This window comes from Halogeometricum sp. S1BR25-6 (assembly GCF_031624495.1).
Lineage (GTDB): Archaea > Halobacteriota > Halobacteria > Halobacteriales > Haloferacaceae > Halogeometricum > Halogeometricum salsisoli.
Genome location: NZ_JAMQOP010000001.1, coordinates 98,833 through 115,434, shown reverse-complemented (window position 1 = coordinate 115,434; position 16,602 = coordinate 98,833). Strand labels below are relative to the sequence as shown.

13 protein-coding genes and 1 tRNA gene are annotated in these 16,602 nt (G+C 65.4%); 8 read left to right on the top strand and 6 right to left on the bottom strand.

Annotated features, from left to right (window positions below):
* Positions 1 to 535 precede the first annotated feature (535 nt).
* Both NDI76_RS00565 and NDI76_RS00560 read right to left on the bottom strand, forming a co-directional pair.
* Complete coding sequence (locus NDI76_RS00565) at positions 536 to 1,462, bottom strand: manganese-dependent inorganic pyrophosphatase (RefSeq protein ID WP_310922018.1); 927 nt, start codon at positions 1,460 to 1,462, stop codon at positions 536 to 538.
* 147 nt (positions 1,463 to 1,609) lie between these two features.
* On the bottom strand, positions 1,610 to 1,936 hold the full coding sequence (locus NDI76_RS00560; RefSeq protein WP_310922017.1) for a hypothetical protein: 327 nt from the start codon (positions 1,934 to 1,936) through the stop codon (positions 1,610 to 1,612).
* A gap of 559 nt (positions 1,937 to 2,495) precedes the next feature.
* Here NDI76_RS00560 and NDI76_RS00555 point away from each other — a divergent pair.
* A tRNA-Gln gene (locus NDI76_RS00555) sits at positions 2,496 to 2,568 on the top strand.
* A 181-nt stretch (positions 2,569 to 2,749) separates the two neighbouring features.
* On the opposite strand, the gene NDI76_RS00550 is transcribed toward NDI76_RS00555, so the two are convergent.
* Positions 2,750 to 3,556 carry an aldo/keto reductase gene (locus NDI76_RS00550; protein WP_310922016.1) on the bottom strand — a complete coding sequence of 269 codons (807 nt, stop codon included), beginning with the start codon at positions 3,554 to 3,556 and terminating at the stop codon, positions 2,750 to 2,752.
* Between the two features lie 123 nt (positions 3,557 to 3,679).
* Between NDI76_RS00550 and NDI76_RS00545 the strand changes: the two genes are divergently transcribed.
* From NDI76_RS00545 to NDI76_RS00535, 3 genes are all read left to right on the top strand, one after another.
* Positions 3,680 to 4,858 carry an outer membrane protein assembly factor BamB family protein gene (locus NDI76_RS00545; RefSeq protein WP_310922014.1) on the top strand — a complete coding sequence of 393 codons (1,179 nt, stop codon included), beginning with the start codon at positions 3,680 to 3,682 and terminating at the stop codon, positions 4,856 to 4,858.
* Positions 4,848 to 6,083, top strand: a complete 1,236-nt coding sequence (locus NDI76_RS00540; protein ID WP_310922013.1) for an outer membrane protein assembly factor BamB family protein — start codon at positions 4,848 to 4,850, stop codon at positions 6,081 to 6,083. Before NDI76_RS00545 ends, NDI76_RS00540 begins: the two co-directional genes overlap by 11 nt.
* Before the next feature lie 453 nt (positions 6,084 to 6,536).
* Positions 6,537 to 7,601 carry a mannonate dehydratase gene (locus NDI76_RS00535; RefSeq protein ID WP_310922012.1) on the top strand — a complete coding sequence of 355 codons (1,065 nt, stop codon included), beginning with the start codon at positions 6,537 to 6,539 and terminating at the stop codon, positions 7,599 to 7,601.
* Positions 7,602 to 8,769: 1,168 nt separating this feature from the next.
* Here the strand turns inward: NDI76_RS00535 and cgi121 are convergent.
* Positions 8,770 to 9,258 carry a KEOPS complex subunit Cgi121 gene (cgi121, locus tag NDI76_RS00530; RefSeq protein WP_310922011.1) on the bottom strand — a complete coding sequence of 163 codons (489 nt, stop codon included), beginning with the start codon at positions 9,256 to 9,258 and terminating at the stop codon, positions 8,770 to 8,772.
* Positions 9,255 to 11,756, bottom strand: coding sequence for an ATP-dependent DNA helicase (locus NDI76_RS00525; protein ID WP_310922010.1), 2,502 nt, complete (start codon positions 11,754 to 11,756; stop codon positions 9,255 to 9,257). The genes cgi121 and NDI76_RS00525 overlap by 4 nt, the downstream gene beginning before the upstream one ends.
* Before the next feature lie 112 nt (positions 11,757 to 11,868).
* Between NDI76_RS00525 and NDI76_RS00520 the strand changes: the two genes are divergently transcribed.
* The 4 genes from NDI76_RS00520 (at position 11,869) to NDI76_RS00505 (ending at position 15,388) form a co-directional block, all read left to right on the top strand.
* Positions 11,869 to 12,111 (top strand): ferredoxin, encoded by a 243-nt coding sequence (locus tag NDI76_RS00520; RefSeq protein WP_310922009.1) that lies wholly within the window; start codon positions 11,869 to 11,871, stop codon positions 12,109 to 12,111.
* A 163-nt stretch (positions 12,112 to 12,274) separates the two neighbouring features.
* Complete coding sequence (locus NDI76_RS00515; protein ID WP_310922007.1) at positions 12,275 to 12,412, top strand: hypothetical protein; 138 nt, start codon at positions 12,275 to 12,277, stop codon at positions 12,410 to 12,412.
* A gap of 103 nt (positions 12,413 to 12,515) precedes the next feature.
* Complete coding sequence (locus NDI76_RS00510; protein WP_310922006.1) at positions 12,516 to 15,014, top strand: DEAD/DEAH box helicase; 2,499 nt, start codon at positions 12,516 to 12,518, stop codon at positions 15,012 to 15,014.
* A 101-nt stretch (positions 15,015 to 15,115) separates the two neighbouring features.
* Complete coding sequence (locus tag NDI76_RS00505) at positions 15,116 to 15,388, top strand: hypothetical protein (protein WP_310922005.1); 273 nt, start codon at positions 15,116 to 15,118, stop codon at positions 15,386 to 15,388.
* 391 nt (positions 15,389 to 15,779) lie between these two features.
* On the opposite strand, the gene NDI76_RS00500 is transcribed toward NDI76_RS00505, so the two are convergent.
* Positions 15,780 to 16,505 (bottom strand): Sjogren's syndrome/scleroderma autoantigen 1 family protein, encoded by a 726-nt coding sequence (locus NDI76_RS00500; protein ID WP_310922004.1) that lies wholly within the window; start codon positions 16,503 to 16,505, stop codon positions 15,780 to 15,782.
* Positions 16,506 to 16,602 lie beyond the last annotated feature (97 nt).

The window sequence follows — 16,602 nt, the reverse complement described above, 5'->3', positions numbered from 1 at the left end:
CGTTCGGACGGCATCCTCTACTACGGGTGCCTCCGATATCGCTCTCGCCCGCAACGGCGAGAACTCGAACGACGAACTGGCTCGTTACTCGATGCCGACGCCTCCCCGGACGAGTCCGATTTTCATCGGATTCAGATTACAGGCGTACGCTTGTAATGAAAGCGCACTGGCGTATCGTTCGACGCGACGGGAAGATCAAAATCGAACAGTGATTCACGTGAAACACCGCGTCGAAATAGAGGCTCTGCTTGGGATATGAGTATAGAATAATGAGAAATAGAACCATTCGTTTCAATTTATTACGGTAAAGCGAGAAGTTAAATTCGAAATCCTAAATAGAGGTTCATAAGCTCCATATATGGTCTCTCTTTAGGGTAAGACAAACCAAATAGCGCAGAGAACGGATGGATACGACGATTGCACATCTCAAGCGGTGGCGCCTAAGATGGCAGCTATTTCGGGAACGAAGAGGAAACGTTCGTCCACTGATACGCCGGACCCGGACACCGAACGTAGTGGTCTTTCTTTCGATCCGTTACTCGAACGCCGATTCGAGCGGCGGAACGACCTGCTTCTTCCGGGACATCACCCCGGGAAGGAACGCCTCCCGGTCCGAGAACGTCGCGCCGAGTCCCGATTCGACCGTCGCGATTTCGTCGCCGGCTACGAGGACCGTCGACTCCTCTTCGAGCAGGTCGGTCACGAGCAGCAACAACGCGTCGTACCCTCGTTCGGAGACGACATCGTCCATCGCGTCGAAGACCGCCTCGCGTCGGTCCAGGACGACGCTGGGTTCCACCGTTTCGACCTGTCCGATGCCGACGCGACCGGACCCGAACTCGAACTCCTTGAAGTCGCCCAGCACCATCTCGCGAGGGATCTTCTCGCCGAGTTTGCTCTTGTGTGCGAGGAGCTTTTGGCCGTACTCCTCGACGTCGACGCCGGCCGTCTCGGCCAGTCGTTCGGCGACCGTCCGGTCGCGCTCGGTCGTCGTCGGCGAGCGCAGAACGACCGTGTCGCTGAGCAGTCCGCTCAGGAGGAGACCGGCGGTTCGCGCGTCGATTGTCACGCCGGCCTCGTCGAACAGACCGACCAGAATCGTCGCCGTCGACCCCACCGGCTCGTTCCGGAACGGGATCGGAGCGCTCGTCTCCACGTCGCCGATACGGTGGTGATCGACGATTTCGACGATTTCGGCCTCTCGCGCTCCAGATACAGTCTGACTGTACTCGTTGTGGTCGACGAGGATTACCTGCGTCCCCGCCGCGTCTTCGAGAAGGGCGGGTGGCTCGACGTCCCAGTAGTCCAGTACGAACTCCGTCTCCGGGTTCGGGTTCCCGGCTCTGGCCGGGGAGACGCCCTCTTCGCCTTGTTCCCGTTTCAACTCGGCGTACGCCAGCGCGGCGCAGACGGTGTCTGTGTCCGGTTTTCGGTGTCCGATGACGTACGTTTGCTCCGGCATGCTCGCGTCGACACGGCGGCGACTTAAGAAACGACTGCCCGAGTGGACGGGTGATATCCGTACGGACTCTCGAGGGCCGGACGTACGAAATCTGATATAGTTTCGCGGCAAGTTCGCCGTACACCCCTCTGTGCGAGCATCTCACCGCTACGAGGCATCCGAATCCGCTATCCGGCGGAGTACATCTACATCCCCCTCCGGAAGGAAGACGTGTCTTCGGGGTGTAGAACTGGCCTCGGTGACGACGCGTTCGGTCGGTACGCTATCGACATCGAACTGCTCCCAGACAACCTCGAATCCGTCGATAAACGGGCTCTCAACCGGGTTTGTGAACAGCACTGGCTGAGAGGGTTCGTCCCTCTCGTCGGAAGTAACGCTTCTACAGACGCTGAAAACCCGGTACACTCCGATGAATCGGGGGTGTATCGTAGGAATTCGATTTCGAGCGCCGGTGCAGACCGATTCGTCTTTCATCTGTGTAATCTCTACGTCTCCCTGAACGGTCGCGAGAATCGATGAGAGACCGAAATCGACGTAGACGAAATCACCGTTTCACGTCGAAACGGACACACGGCCGAATCGACGCGACGTACCCGCTACATCCGTCACAGCGGGACACACCCCGGGAAATTCGGGGGTGTAGGCCGATTTCGGTCCTACTCTTCAGTGTCTAAGAGTTGATATGTCAGCGTCGGCCCCATCGTTTCCACTCCACGCTTTCCTCGGAATGCCCGAAAGAGGGGGGGCAGCGCTCTGTCGATATCTCTCAGCTCAAATCTCGATTCTGGGCGCGCGTCTCAGCCGTCGCGGTAGCCGCGCTCAATTTAAGTCGGGCCGCGTTCGGTTGCGTTTCGGGCAAACGTGCCGACGTCGACTGAGAGGCCGCGGCGTCGAACTATCAGTCGAGTCCGATAGCTGTTCACATGATTCGACAGCCGCCGTCGTGCCGTTTCGCAACATTGATACGCTATCGGGAGGTAGGTGTGAATGTCCCGTTGGTACGAGCCGGCGGATGACTGCCGACATACATGTCAGTCCCATGGGGTAGTGGCCAATCCTGTTGCCTTCTGGGGGCAACGACCCAGGTTCGAATCCTGGTGGGACTATTCTTCAATTTCACGCCTTCGAGCACCTCTGCTACCCGCTCGGCTTCTGCGAGTAGATAGAGCGGAACGAACGTCTGTCGGATTACTCACACTGACTGCTACACGACAGTTCGCCACAGGCCTCGGTTGCGTCGTCCGAAAACGCGTGTTCGAGGCGCCCAAATCACCGTGAGAACCGTCGTTACAGACGGTCGACGCCCGGGTCGATGCTCACGCCGTTGCTCCCGTAGGCGTTGATCTCGCGGCCGAGCGTCTCGATGGTTTCGACGTCCTCGTCGTCGAGTTCGAGGTCGACCGAATCGAGGTTCTCGCGGAGGTGCGATTCGGTCTCCGCGCCCGCGATGGGCGTGACGCCGTCGAGTCGCTGACTCCACGCGAGCGCAACCGAACTCGTGCTCGCGTCGTGTTTCTCCGCGATCGGTTCGAGTTCGGGAATCATCTCCGTTCGACCGCCGAGCAGCGGTCCGTACGCGAGGGTTTCGACGCCGTGCTCGCGGTGGAACTCGCGCGAGCGTTCCTGTTGGAGGAGCGGGTGGAGTTCGATCTGGTTCGCGGCGACCGTCGGGTCGGCGTGCTCTAAAGCCGTATCGAGAATCTCCGGCGAGAAGTTGCTCACGCCGATGTTCGAGACGGTCCCCTCCGCGACGAGTTCGTTGTACGCCCGGAGCGTCTCCTCGGGGTCGTAGTCGCCCAGCGGCCAGTGGACGTACAGTAAGTCGATGGTGTCGACGCCGAGTCGGTCGAGGCTTCCCTCGACCGCCTCGTGTACGTCGTCGTAGCCGAGTTTGTCGTACCAGATTTTCGTCGCCAGCGTGAACTCTTTGCGGTCGACGTCCGCGCGTTCGATGGCGTCGCCGACTTCCGACTCGTTCCCGTAAAACTGGGCCGTGTCGACGTACTCGTAGCCCATCTCGATACCGGTCGTCAGGAGGTCGACGTCGGTGATTCCGAGCGTGCCGAACCCGACGGGCGGGAGGTCCAGAGTCATACCCGTAGCCAGGTCGCTCACGCGAGTAGAAGTTACGGCGGTGGGGACACAAAACACGACAGCGAACAACTCACTCCGAACGAGTGACAAGACTGATGCCGACCGACTCGAAAGCGGCGACCGATGGGCTCCTACACGCGACGCGCCGCCCTCCGGTCGCTTCCCGCGCTCGCAGTCGGGCTGTCCGGGTGCAGTGCGCTCTCGGACGACGAGGACGACCTACCGCTCCCGACGGCGTGGGTCGCGGGACTGCGGGAGACGACGACCGGCATTCGACCGATCGAGGGAGTGGTCGTCTTCGCCTCCCGGAGTCCGTTCTCGAACGACCCGATGCTCAGCGCCGTCGACGCGGACGTCGGGGAGACGACGTGGTCCGTCTCCGGTCCCGATGAGCGGTGTTCGCCGGCCGCGACGGACGGGCGCCGCGTCTATGTCTTCTCGAAGACGGGCGCGGTCTTCGCGTTCGAGCACGAAACGGGCGCGCCGGTCTGGGAGGCGTCGATTCCGGCGGTGAACCGGGCCGACCCGGGGGTCGTGCAGTTCGCGCCGGTCGTCGCCGGCGAGACGGTCGTCGTGCCCGTCTCCGGAACGGAGGACGACGTCCCCGACAGACTCGTCGGGTTCGCGCGTTCGGACGGAGCCGAGCGGTTCAGCGTTGACCTCCCGGCCTCTCTCGCCGGCGCTCCGGCGAGCCACGGGGAAGGGGTCGTCTTCGCACTGTTGGACGGGACGCTCCGCCGCGTCGGGACCGACGGCACCGGCATCGACGCTTGGCGCCTTGACGTCGGCGCCGCGATGTCGGACGTCGCCGTCGACGACGGGACGGTCTACGTCGGAAGCGCGACCGAGTCGGTGCTGGCGGTCGACGTGGCGACCGGCGAGATACGGTGGCGAGCGGACCTCGAAAACACCGTTTTCACCCGACCGCTCGTCGCCGACGGGCGCGTGTTCGTCGGCGCGGCGGACTACTACCTGTACGCGTTCGACGCCGACTCCGGGGAACGGCGCTGGCGGACGGAGACGCCGAACGCCGTCACCGCCGGACCGACGACCGTCGACGGCAAGTTGGTGACGCTGTCGGGCGGCGACGCCCGCGTCCGCGGGGCGAGCGGCACCGTCCCCTTCGCGCCGACGGTCCTCTCGGTCCACGACACCGACGGGACGCAGATTACGGAACAGCGATTCGAGGGGTACCAGAGCGGCGGACAACTAAGTTGGGCGGCGGCCATCGGCGAGGGCGTCTACCTGGGTCAGGAGTGGCAGGTGGCCCGACTCGCCCCGGAGGTACTGGATGCGGCGTGAGCGTGCGGGCGGCGATAGGTGTCGGGACGTTTCGCGTCGGCGCGCGTTGGGCGGCATCGCGGCGCTCGGAAGCCTCGCGCTCGCGGGGTGTAGCTCCCTTCCTCGACTCGGCGGCGTCGACCCGGAGTGGCGACGCGAGTTCGCGGACGCCAGCGCCGCGAGTCCGCTCGCCGTCTCGGCGGCGCACGTTCTCGTCGGCGCGCAGGACAAGGCGCTGTACGGACTCTGTCTCGACGACGGGGAGACCGCGTTCCGGTACGAAACGGGCGGCCCCGTCGAAGCGCGTCCCGCGGCGTCCGGCGACGGCGGCCCGTTCCACGTCCACAGCACCGACGGCGACGTCTACACCGTCGACGCGGCCGGCGACTTGCGGTGGCGCGAGGAGGGACTGCACGAACGCGGGACGATAGCCAGCAACGGGTCGCTGCTCGCACGTCTCGACCGCCACACGGGCGACGTCCGGGGGTTCGATGCCGAGTCCGGAGCGAGGCGGTTCGGCCGTGCGGTCGCCGGCTACCGGCTGACGGGGTTGCTCGACGAGACGTTCGTCTTCCGCGAGGCGGTGAGCGAGGACCGAACGCGCCTCGTCGCACTCTCGACGGACGACGGGCGCCCGCTGTGGCGAACGGACGCGAGCGAGTGGTATCCCGGCCTCGCGGTCGACGAGCGTCTGGCCGTCTCCGTCCACGAGTCGACCGTTCGGGCGTACGACCCCCGGACCGGCGCCGTCCGGTGGGAATCGACGGTCGACGCGGACTCCTACCGGGACCCGACGCTCGGTCCGCAGGTGTACCTCCGGAACGAACGGTCGGATTCGAGCGACGAACTGATCGCTCTCGACCGACGCGACGGGTCGGTCGCGTGGCGGCACACCGCCGGGTACGACATCCGACAGGTGACGCCGGCGAACGATGCCGTGTTCGTCGGAAGCCGCGTCGACGACCCCGACGGCGGGATACTCGGCCGTGTCGACCGATTCGACTCGGACGGTGTGCGCCGCTGGCGAACGGTGACGGAGGCGCCGGACGTTGAAGAACTCCACGTCAGCGTCGACGCCGTCGTCGTCTCCGGCGGGCGCCAGGCGGTGGTACTCGACCGCGCGTCCGGCGGGACGCGTTGGTCGCACGAACCCGAGTCGTACAGTCGGTTAGACATTTCGGCGACCGACGACCGACTCTACGTGTCGTATCTCGACGACGGCGCGGTCGCGCGCTTCGGACTGTGAGCGTTCGCCGACGGGTAATCGACCGAGAGACCGCCGGTGCTTCCGGCCCTGACTTGATTCTCGACGCTCGATACAATTCCATATGCGAATAACATCTCTACGCCGGCATATAGAATTCAATATACGGCAGATATAGGTTCTAATTTCGCAGATGGATGTATATACATGTTTGAACGAAACTAAAAAGACGAATAGATCGACTATACACACATAAATTAGAAGAGTAGGTTCGAAACCGACTATTTTACTCTGACTTGGCAGGAGGTGTGACGCGTCGAAGAGTCGATGCCGATACGAGGAGAAGCGTATTCCATGGTTCGTCGCCTCTCCGGTGGGTATCCTCTCCGTAGTAGTTTCCTCCGTCCGCATGTAATCTGAGGTGCTCTCTCCTCGATTCAGGTAGCGCAACGCCCCGACCCCGGTTTTTATATCGTCGCCTCCGACAATGCTGGTATGGCTGAGCAGACCACAGACGCCGACGCCGGCGTCGACAGCGACGTTCGTGTGGGCGTCCGGACGCGTACGCTCTCGGAGTCACGCCTTCGATACATCCGTCAGTTGGGTGCGACGGACGTCTTCGTCGACCACGCCGATACCGACGAGGAACCCGACGAGTTCAACGACCGGGACGGCGCGGCGACGGTCGCGGTGGGGCGCGATTCGATTCCGTCGGTCGAGCGGTTGGCGGCGGCCCGCGAACGCGTCGAGTCGCAAGGGCTGTCTCTCACCGGCATCCAGTCGCTTCCGTACTCCCTATACGGCGACATCATGTTCGACCGCGAGGGGAAAGAGGAGGCCCTCGAACAGATACGAACGCTGCTTCGCAACCTCGGCGAGGCCGGCATCCCGATTCTGGGCTACCAGTGGAACCCTCGGGGCGTCGTTCCCATGCGGACGACGCCGGCCGAACTGCGCGGCGGGGCGGAGGGCACCGCGTTCGACCTCGAGGAGGTCGAGGACCCGGACGCGCTCGCACCCGGTCTCGACCGGGCGTACACCGAGGCGGAGTTCTGGGAGAACTACGAGGCGTTCCTGCGGGAAATCGTCCCCGTCGCCGAGGAGGCGGGCGTGCGGATGGCGCTGCACCCGGTGGACCCGCCCGTCCTCGAATCGATGGGCGGCATCCCCCGTCTGTTCCGCAACGTCGAGAACTTCGAGCGCGCGATGGAGACGGTTCCGAGCGACAACCACGGCCTGAAGCTCTGTCTCGGCTGCTTCTCGCAGATGGGCGAGGACGTCAACGACGTGCTGCGCCGGTTCGCCGAGAAAGATCAGATCGTGTTCATCCACTTCCGAGACGTCGTCGGGACCGTCCCGAAGTTCAACGAGACGTTCGTCGACGAGGGGAACTTCGACACCGCCGGAGCGATTCGGACCTTACACGACGTCGGGTTCGAGGGGGCAGTCATCCCCGACCACGTCCCGAAGATGGAGGGTGACGACGACTGGCGCCACCGCGCGCGCGGGTTCACTGTCGGATACCTCCGAGGCGTCATCGACACCGTCCGGTCGTCCTGAGCGCCGACAGCGCCGTGTTCGCGATTTCGGTCGGGAATCCCGATTCGTCGGATGACGTGCTCTCGCACCGTCGCTTCGCGTTGAACGCGACGTATCTCCCTCGAAGCGGTCCGATCAATCGAGTTCAGCGGTCGTCCCGCTAGCCTTCTCTCGTCCCCCGCTTCGGCGTCTGCGACGAACGCCGCAGCAACTCACTCGAGAACACTTTTCAGGCCCACTGCGAGAGCATTACGCTTATAGTACTGTTCTCATCATGGCTCTCTATCGTCAATCCGCTACGATTGGAAGTAGGGTGGAACTGTGAGGTTCGCGGACCCGTTCAAAAGGAAACCCGGCACCGAGTTCTACGCTCGTGACGGGTTCGTCCTCGAACGTCGTTTCAAAGATGTGGACACTGCGGTCCGCGGTTTCGACGTGCAGTTCGGGGTTCATCCCGAGGACACCGGCGTCGGAAAACGAGAATTGGGTACCGCCACCGAGAGCCGTACGATAATCGAGATTTGACTCTAAAAAGCATCTCTTCGATTCAAAATCCGGCTATTCGCCGCTCATTTTTTCCTCGGGCGCGCCCTGAGAATCCGAAATAGCCGTTCTCTCATCCCTTCGTCCGCTGTATTGACGGAGAACTTGAGAACAGTTGCACAGGTGCAGGTTTATATCAACTAAAACAGAGCCAAAAGACGAATATACGATTCTCTAGTTGTCTTCTATAATTCTAAGTAGGCCATATAGAGATGAAAACGCTAAGTCTGCGTCGACCTATCGATTTGTACGTCTCGAAGTGAACTTTTCGCTCGGATTCGCGCGTCTCTCGGACAGTAGGCTCCCACCGGTCGATTCGGTCCCGGAGGTTCGTGCTCCGCACGTCGGTGATAGGGCGCAAGGGGGCCTGGTCGGTGGTATCGCCGTGCTAGTATCCGCTACTGGCGACGAGTACTCCACCACCCGTCGCTCTCCTCCGCCGCCGTATCGGCCGGCCCCTCGATTCGAATCACTTTAGTGGCTCTCGCCGCTACTCGGTAACCCAGTCGTCCGAGCGGCACCGTCGCTCGGAATTTCATCTCGACGTTCCGTCGCCGTTCAGTCCTGCGTTTTCCAGTCGAAACAATGGGGTTCGACGCGTCGAAAAACGGTTCGAATCTCCACACGAAACGGAGGGGTTCCTGAGCTACTTCTCGACGTTCAGCAGCGCGACGCGTTCGCGGACGAGCGACCCGACGTCGCCGTCGACGGTCGCGAGTTCGGCGTCGCCCACGTCGAAGAACTCGCGCAGGCGGTCGTCTCCGACCCGCCCGAGCGTCGGTTCGTCGCCCAGCATCTCGCGTAGCCGGGTCGCCGCCGCCGCCTCGTCGCCGCCGTCGACGAGGGCGACGGCGGGTGTCTCGCCCGCCGAGACGCCCATCGTCAGCGCGTCGTCTATCTGCCGGCGGCCCGCGGCGTACAGGAGAATCTCGACGGCCCTGTCGCGGGCGACGTTCTCCCCGCGGTCGATGGCGCGGTCCGCCAGTTCGACCGCCCGGCGGAGGTGCTCCTCGTCCGCGACGTACCGCGCGTCGAACACCTGCACCGTCGCGCCCGTCTCCTCGGCCACCTCGCCGACGGCGGCGACGAACGCGTCGACGCTCTCCACGTCGGCGACGCCCTCGACGAATCTCACCCGAAATCACCCAGGCTGGCCTGCTCCTGCGGGTCGTCCGCGTCGCCGCTTCCGTCGCCGCCGCGGTCGGTCCGGTCGCTCGCTCGCTCGAACGTCGCCTCGGGCACGTCGGCCTCGTCCTCGTCGACGTCGTCCATCGACGGGTCGCGCCGCCCGGCGGCTTCGAGGACGTTTTCGGCCGTCTTGCGCCGCCCTCGCAGGGCGGCGAGAACGACGGACTTGTCGGCCTCTCTGAGGTCGTTCCGCGTCTCGATGCCGGCCTCGAATAAGCGGCGGGCGCGCTTGCGACCGACGCCGCGGACGCCCGCCAAATCGAGCAGTTCGTCGCGGACGCCGTACTCGACGCGCTTTTTCGCCTCGCGGACGGCCACGGTCGAGGACAGGTCCAACTCCCCGGCGAGTCGCTCGGCCGCGCCGAGCAACCACTGCGCCGTCTCGACTTTCCCCCGGATGTCGCCGGGTCCGACGCCGTAGCGTTCGGTGATGCGGTCCTCGTCCACCTCGCCCGCCCAGTCTTCGAGCAGTCGGGCGGTTTTGAGGGCGGACAGCCACTCCTCGAAGCGCACGTCCTCGTACTCCGAGGGGACGTTTCCGAGCAGTTCGGGTTCGCGCTCGTAGCACTCCTCGGTGTACGTCTCGCGGTCGCCCGATTTGAGGTAGAGTTGGTACATGTCGGGCGTGCGCGAGACGAGGTGGAACAGTCCGAGCGCCGTGGGGTAGGTACGCTCGGTCTCGACGGGTTCCGTACTCGTCGCGTCTGCTTCGTCCCCATCCCCGTCCTCGCTCTCGCTCTCACCCTCGCCGTCCGCCGCCGAGGCCATCTCGCTGGCCCGCCGGAACCCGGCGGACTCCTCGCTCTCGGCGTCGCTCGCCGCGCGTCGAGCGTCCGCGTCGGAGACGCCCGCCAGTTCGCGGAGTTTCTCCTCGCGGTGGTCGGCGCCCCAGCGCAGGCCGTCGAGTATCTCGGCGGCGCTCATGGGGTCGAGGTAGAGTCGGGAGACGGTGTGTCCGATGCTCGTCGCGGAGATGTTCTCTCCGTCCATCTCGACGAATCCGTTCACTTCGAGGTACTGCAGCACCGTGTCGGTCACCCGTTCCAACCGTCCGGGTTCGTCGGTCTGCGTCGCGTACAGCGTCCGGTCGAGGAACTCCAACAGTCCGTCGCGCGTATGTGCGAATCCGGAGGCGACGGTGGCGAGCAGGTGCGTCCGAAGGGCGGGTTCGGCGGCGAGTTTCGAGCGGACCGGTTCGGCGTCGGCCCAGATGTAGCGCTCGAACAGTTCGTCGCGCGTCTCCGAGTCCTTCGCCAGGAGGACGGCCTCGCCGTAGGGGTCGAGTCCGGGCCGGCCCGCCCGCCCCATCATCTGGTGGACTTCGAGCACGTCCAGCGGTTTCATGCCGCCGAACTCGCCGTCGTAGCGCTGCCAGTCGCGGACGATGACGCGCCGACTCGGCGTGTTGACGCCCGCCGCGAGCGTCGGCGTCGCCGAGACGGTCTTTACTAATCGATCGCGAAACGCTTCCTCGACCAACCGGCGGTGCTCGGCGGCCAGACCGGCGTGGTGGAACGCGGCCCCCTTCGCCACGCAGTTCGCTAACGTGTCGCTCGTTTCGGCGTCGGAGACGTCGCGTATCTCCCCCGCCAGTTCGGCCAACTCGCTTCGCTCCTCGCCCGTGAGGTACTCGGCGGTCACGTTCTTCAGGCGCTTTGCGGCCGCCTCGGCGTTCCGCCGGGAGTTGACGAACACGAGCGAGGAGCCCTCCTCGTCGAGGGTGTCGGCGACGAGCGCCGACGTCTGTCTGTCGCCCTTCCCGACCGGAACCTCTCTTTGGGACCCGTCGTCGAACGAGATGGCGTTGCCGTAGTGGACGCCCATCTTCAGGTCGATGGGCCGCCACTCCGACTGCACGAGCGTCGCGTCCAACCATTCGGCCACCTCCTCGGCGTTGCCCACCGTCGCCGAGAGGGCGACGACTTGGAGGCCGGCGTTTATCTTCCGCAGTTTGCCCAGCATGACTTCCAGCGTCGGGCCGCGGTGGCCGTCGTTTACGAGGTGCACCTCGTCGGCGACGACGCAGGAGAGGTTGCTCACCCATCCCGCGTTGTTGCGGATGAGCGAGTCCACCTTCTCCGAAGTGGCGACGATGATGTCTCTGGAGGCAAGCCACTCGCCGCTGGACTCGTAGTTGCCCGTCGAGACGCCCACGTCGATACCGAACTCCTCCCAGCGCTCGAACTCGGCCTTCTTCTCGGAGGCGAGGGCGCGGAGCGGCACGATGTACAGCGCCTTCCCGCCCCGTTGCACGCTCGACAGCATCGCTAACTCGGCGATAAACGTCTTCCCGGACGCGGTCGGAACGGAGGCGAGAACGCTCTCGCCCTCCGTCACGCCCGCCTCCACCGCCTCGGCCTGCGGGGGGTACAGTTCCTCGATACCCTCCGACTGCAGTCGTTCGGGCACCCCCTCCGGCAGGCCCGGCACGTCCTCCGGTCTCATTGGCGCGGAGTAAGCCGTCACCCGGTTTAAATGGTCGGACCCGGCACCGAGGCCGGCGGCGCCGGTCCCGTGGCGTCGTCACCGCTTTGTACGCCCTGGCCGAACGACCGGCATGAAGATTCGCTACGACCGCGACACCTGCATCGGCATGTTCCAGTGCGTCGACGAGTGGGACGCCTTCGAGAAGGACCTCGACGACGGCAAGGCCGACCTGGCGGGCGCCGAGGAGGTCGAAGACGGTATCTTCGAGGTCGAAGTCCCGGAAGACGAGGAGTTCGACGCCGAGTTCTCCGCGCGGGTCTGCCCCGTCGACGCCATCGAACTGTACGACGACGACGGCGAACAAGTCGTCTAGCCGACACCGTCTCCGCCGTCGCCGACGACGGCCCGAACGCGGTGACGACGCGGTATCTCCGGTTCCGATACCCTGACATTCGCTAATCTATTGTCTGTTCTCTTATCTGAGGGGTTTGCACAATCGTTATATACGTCTGAGGAGATGTGACGGCCGAGAGCATATGACCCAAGACACCCGCGGCCATCGCGTCGTCGAATGGGCAGATCTCGTCGGCGAGTCCGTCCCGGACGGCGTCGCCGACGCGACGGAACGACGGACACGCGACCCGGGAAGTGACCGCGACGCCGACCGACGGTGACGGCCGACGGCGATACCCGCCGACGGGCACCGCCTACGACCGAAGATACACTTTCACCCCGGTTCGCTAAGCCTTAACCCGCATCGCGCCCAAGCGAGGCCCAATGGCGGCCGCCGACGACCCCTCGCACGTCGATCACCCTCTCCTGAGTCCGTCGTTCATCGAACGACGTCTGTACCAACTCCGATTGGCGAGCGCCGCCCGCGAGGCGGACACGCTCGTCTGCCTCCCGACGGGTCTCGGCAAGACGACGGTCAGCCTCCTCGTCACGGCGGAGCGACTCAACGAAGTCGGCGGCAAGGCCCTGTTTCTCGCGCCGACGAAACCGCTCGTCCAACAGCACGCCGACTTCTACCGCGAGGCGCTGACGATACCGGACGACGAGATAGTCGTCTTCACGGGCGACGTGCGCCCGGACGACCGGGCGGCGCTGTGGGAGGACGCCCGCATCGTCATCGCCACGCCGCAAGTCGTGGAGAACGACCTCATCGGCAACCGCATCTCCCTGCGCGACGTGACGCACCTCACGTTCGACGAGTGCCACCGCGGCACGGGCGACTACGCTTACGTCTACATCGCGGAGCGCTACCACGCTGACGCCGAGCACCCCCTCGTCACGGGAATGAGCGCCTCGCCCGGCGGCGACGAGGAGTCCATCCTCGAAGTCTGTGAGAACCTCGGCCTCTCCGAAGTCGAGGTGATGACCGAAGAGGACGCCGACGTCGACGAGTACACCTACGACACCGACGTGGAGTGGGAGCGCATCGACCTGCCCGACGACATCCTGGCGATTCGGGACGCGCTCAACGACGTCATCAAGGACAGACTGGAGAAACTGAAGTCGCTCGGCGTGACGAACACGACGAGTCCGGACGTCTCGCAGAAGCAGTTGAACGGGATGCGCGCGGAGTTGCAGAAGCTGATAAACAACGACAAGTCGGAGGGCTACAAGGGGATGTCCACGCACGCGGAGGTGATGAAGCTCCGGCGGGCGGTCGAACTGGTCGAGACGCAGTCCGTCGAATCGGTCCGGCGCTACTTCGAACGGCAGCGCAACGCCGCCCGGTCGTCGGGGGCGTCGAAGGCGAGTCAGCGACTCGTCTCCGAACCCAAGGTGCGAGAGGCGATGCGGAAGGCCGAGTCGTTCGACGAACTCCACCCCAAGTTCTCCCGCACGCGAATCCTCCTCGCGCAGACGCTCGGCATCGAGGGCGGCCAGCGCGTCATCGTCTTCACCGAATCGCGCGACACGGCCGAGGCGCTCACCGATTTCCTCTCGGCGTCGTTCGACGTCCGGCGGTTCGTCGGTCAGGGCGACAAGGACGGCTCCGACGGGATGACCCAGAAGGAGCAACAGGAGACGCTGAACGAGTTCCGGAACGGCGAGTTCGAGGTGCTCGTCTCCACCTCCGTTGCCGAGGAGGGGTTGGACGTGCCCGAAGTCGACCTGGTCCTCTTTTTCGAACCCGTGCCGACGGCGATTCGCTCCATCCAGCGGAAGGGGCGGACCGGCCGGCAGGCCGAGGGGCGCGTCGTCGTTCTGATGGCCGAGGACACGCGCGACGAGGCGTACTTCTGGATCTCCCGGCGTCGCGAAAAGGAGATGGAGTCCGAACTGCGCGACCTGAAGGGCGTCGCCGACGAGGTGGAGGCGGAACTCGACGACTCCCAGAAGGGGTTGGACGCGTTCGGCGGCGCGTCCGGCGATTCGGCCGCGTCCGCCGGCGAGGCGACGAACGGCGAGGCGCACGCCGCGGCCGCGTCGACGAACGGCGGCGTCGAAAGCGCGGACGCCGCATCCGCCGAAACCGACGGCCAGTCCGGACTCACGGAGTTCTCCGCGACGGACGAGGAGTTAGCGCGGGCCGAAGACGACGGCGATGAAAGCGACGATGCCGACACCGACGCGAACGATTCGGAGGGAACCGTCGCCACCGCCGGGCGCGACGACGACGTGGTCGAAATCGTCGTCGACCAGCGTGAACTCGACTCCTCCATCGCGAAGGACCTCTCGACGCGCGACGGCGTCGAGACACGACTGGAAACGCTCGCGGTGGGCGACTACGTGCTCTCGGACCGCGTCGCCGTCGAGCGCAAGTCCGTCTCCGACTTCCTCGACACGCTCACCGGCGGCGACCGGTCGCTGTTCGAGCAGGTGGGCGACCTCTCGCGGGCGTACGCGCGGCCGCTTCTGATTCTGGAGGGCGAGGGACTCTACGAGGAGCGGAACATCCATCCCGGCGCCATCCGCGGCGCCCTCGCCTCCCTCGCCGTCGACTTCGACGTGAGCGTCCTGCAGACGCGCGACGAGGCGGACACGGCCGAACTGCTGTTGACCGTCGCCTCCCGCGAGCAGACCGAACGGGAGCGGTCGGTGAGCGTCCACGGCGGGAAGAGCACGAAGACGCTCGGCGAACAGCAGGAGTACGTCGTCTCCGCCATCGCCGACATCGGCCCCGTCACCGCGCGCACCCTCCTCGAGACGTTCGGCACCGTCGAGGCGGTGATGACCGCCCGCGAGGACGACCTACTGGAGGTGTCCGGTATCGGAGAGGTAACCGCCGAACGAATCCGCGACGTGGTCGGATCGGAGTACGAATAGTTCGACGAAGCGCACGTTCGAGACACGTTCGGTGGACGGACTGTCCGTTTTCTGAGCTGTCGGAGCAATTACTATTACCTCACAGCGCGTATACAGGACGTATGAGCGCCGAACTTCCCCCCGGTGCGGTGCGGGCGTTCTACGGGACCCCGCAACACGAGACGCGACCGCCCTGCGACCCGGAGGAAGCGCGCGTCGTTACCGCGCCGTCCCCGCCGAGCGACCGCGAACTGCGCTCGTACGCGAAGCAGTCGAGCGCTGAGCGGAGACGCGCCCTGGCCGAGGCGCTCCGCCGGCGCGCCGAACGGGAGCGCAGCGAGGAGGCCTCGCCCGCGTCGCCTCCCGGCCCGCGCGGCGTCATGGTGCGATGGTGACGGACACGCCCTCGTCGCGAACCACGATGTCGGCGGCGCTCCGGGAATAGCGCGCTCGACGGCGCCGGAGCCGCGTCGCCCGTCACCATGCGGTCGAACTCCTCGTCCTTCGACTAAACCGAGTACCTCCCGGTCGACTTCGTTACCGGGTACGTGACGCCATCTCCAGAGCCGAGGGCTTCGGTCGCGAGTCGAGTGCAGCGTCGACGTCGGCGTCGGCGCCGGATTCGGACGTCGGAGTCGACGAAGTAGACGACGGGGAGGCCGGCCTCGAACCGGGCGATACGCTCAGCGGTGAACGCCACGGGGCGGTCGCTGCGGCCGGACGTCGACGGGCGCGAGAACAACACGTGCGCGCCTCTCAGAGCGACCGAGAAAGGGTGCAGTCCGTCTACCGGTCCAGCGCGTCCAGCGCCTCGGCCGCCTCGCGGGCCGCTTCGAGGTGCGCCGTCGCCTGTTGGGGCTCCTCCGTCGCGGTCGACCGTCGCGCGTGCTCCGTTATCGCCTGCAGGAGCGACTCGCGCGCGCCCTGCATCGACCCGTCTGACGCGCTCGCCGCGCTGACAGCTTCTCCCGCGGAGTTATCCGACTCGCTCGCCGACGCGGTCGACGGCTTCCCGGCGACCGCTTCGGGTCCGGATTCGGTCGACGTCGTCCGCTCGGGCGCGGCGGACTCGCGGCTCGGTTCTGCGGCCTGCGCGTTCACCGCGCCCGTGCCGGACGCGCCGCCCGCGTCGGCGACTTCCGACGGCACGTCCCGTTCGGGTTCCGGCGTCGGCACCGACTGCCTCGCCTGGTCGGTCGCCTCGCCGTCCTCCGTCGCTCCCGAGGCGGCCTCGGCCGGGGCCTCGCCGGCCTCCCCGTTAGCCACCTCCGCGGCGGCGGCGTCGGCCGTCTCGGCCGCCGCGTTCGCCTGCTTGTTCTGGCAGTTCGGACAGAACTCCGTCCCCTGATAGCGGAAGATGGGCGTTCCGCACTGGTTGCAGTGTTTGTTCGTCATCGTCGCCCCCTGCAGGAGGAGTTCGCTCATCCGCTGGGTCTCCTCGCGTCGCTCCGTGTCCTTCTCGTACTTCTCGCGGAGGCGCTGTCGCTCCGCCTCCTTGTCGAAGTCGCTCATACCTCGACGGAGGGGACGTGCGTCGAAAAACCCACCGGGACCCGACGACTCGGTCGACCCGGCGGACCGTGTCCCACCCCCGTCTCGCCACCGTTTT

Excerpts from the sequence above, each read along its gene's own strand:
- NDI76_RS00565 (WP_310922018.1), bottom strand. The coding sequence starts at position 1,462 with ATGCCGGAGCAAACGTACGTCATCGGACACCGAAAACCGGACACAGAC.
- NDI76_RS00560 (WP_310922017.1), bottom strand. The coding sequence starts at position 1,936 with ATGAAAGACGAATCGGTCTGCACCGGCGCTCGAAATCGAATTCCTACG.
- NDI76_RS00550 (WP_310922016.1), bottom strand. The coding sequence starts at position 3,556 with ATGACTCTGGACCTCCCGCCCGTCGGGTTCGGCACGCTCGGAATCACC.
- NDI76_RS00545 (WP_310922014.1), top strand. The coding sequence starts at position 3,680 with ATGGGCTCCTACACGCGACGCGCCGCCCTCCGGTCGCTTCCCGCGCTC.
- NDI76_RS00540 (WP_310922013.1), top strand. The coding sequence starts at position 4,848 with ATGCGGCGTGAGCGTGCGGGCGGCGATAGGTGTCGGGACGTTTCGCGT.
- NDI76_RS00535 (WP_310922012.1), top strand. The coding sequence starts at position 6,537 with ATGGCTGAGCAGACCACAGACGCCGACGCCGGCGTCGACAGCGACGTT.
- NDI76_RS00525 (WP_310922010.1), bottom strand. The coding sequence starts at position 11,756 with ATGAGACCGGAGGACGTGCCGGGCCTGCCGGAGGGGGTGCCCGAACGA.
- NDI76_RS00520 (WP_310922009.1), top strand. The coding sequence starts at position 11,869 with ATGAAGATTCGCTACGACCGCGACACCTGCATCGGCATGTTCCAGTGC.
- NDI76_RS00515 (WP_310922007.1), top strand. The coding sequence starts at position 12,275 with ATGACCCAAGACACCCGCGGCCATCGCGTCGTCGAATGGGCAGATCTC.
- NDI76_RS00510 (WP_310922006.1), top strand. The coding sequence starts at position 12,516 with ATGGCGGCCGCCGACGACCCCTCGCACGTCGATCACCCTCTCCTGAGT.
- NDI76_RS00505 (WP_310922005.1), top strand. The coding sequence starts at position 15,116 with ATGAGCGCCGAACTTCCCCCCGGTGCGGTGCGGGCGTTCTACGGGACC.
- NDI76_RS00500 (WP_310922004.1), bottom strand. The coding sequence starts at position 16,505 with ATGAGCGACTTCGACAAGGAGGCGGAGCGACAGCGCCTCCGCGAGAAG.